Origin of the sequence: Saccharothrix sp. ST-888 (assembly GCF_000955975.1) — a bacterium.
In the GTDB taxonomy this organism is placed as follows: Bacteria; Actinomycetota; Actinomycetes; order Streptomycetales; family Streptomycetaceae; genus Kitasatospora.
The window spans coordinates 1-565 of record NZ_JYJF01000337.1 but is presented as its reverse complement, the minus strand read 5'-3'; the positions used below and the strand labels follow the sequence as shown (position 1 = coordinate 565).

Sequence of the window (565 nt, the reverse complement as noted above, 5' to 3'; positions counted from 1 at the left end):
GGTCCGACCGTTGCGGAGAGCGTCCGGAACCGGCCAGTCGACGGCGCGCATCCACGCCACGCACCAGTCGCCGCCTCCCGGTGCCCGGTCGGCCCCAACCACCCGTCGGGGCAGGGCCGGACCCACGGTCAGGCCGCCTCCGCGCCGAGTGCCCGGACAACCTCCTGCTCCACGGCCGCCGGATCCAGGCCGTGCTCCCGGAGCGCCAGCACCACGACACCACCGCCCTCGCGCAGCAGACCCAGCAGGATGTGCCCGGCCTCGATCCGGCCACCGCCCTGCCGGACGGACTCCTGGAGCGCGAGCGACAGTGTCCGCTTCGCCCGGTCGGTGAACCGGGGCGTGCCCGCCCTCCGCTTCGCCTCGACGGGCACGGCGTCCAACGCGCCGGCCCCGAAGCTCGCCTCCACGGCCTCCCTGATCGCATCCAGGTCGACCCCGATCGAGGCCAGCGCCGCGCTGTCGACGTCCGGGTGCGGTGCGCCCAGCAGTCGCGCCACCGCTCCCCGTGCGGTCACCAGGTCGAATCCGGCTGCGGTCAGCACAGCCGCCGCCCGGTCCTGCG

General features: G+C 75.8%; 1 protein-coding gene. It reads right to left on the bottom strand.

Going from position 1 to position 565, the window contains the following annotated elements; genetic code table 11:
- Window positions 1–128: 128 nt before the first annotated feature.
- A partial coding sequence (locus UK12_RS32970) for a Clp protease N-terminal domain-containing protein (protein ID WP_052682429.1) occupies window positions 129–565 on the bottom strand: 437 nt, incomplete at its 5' end.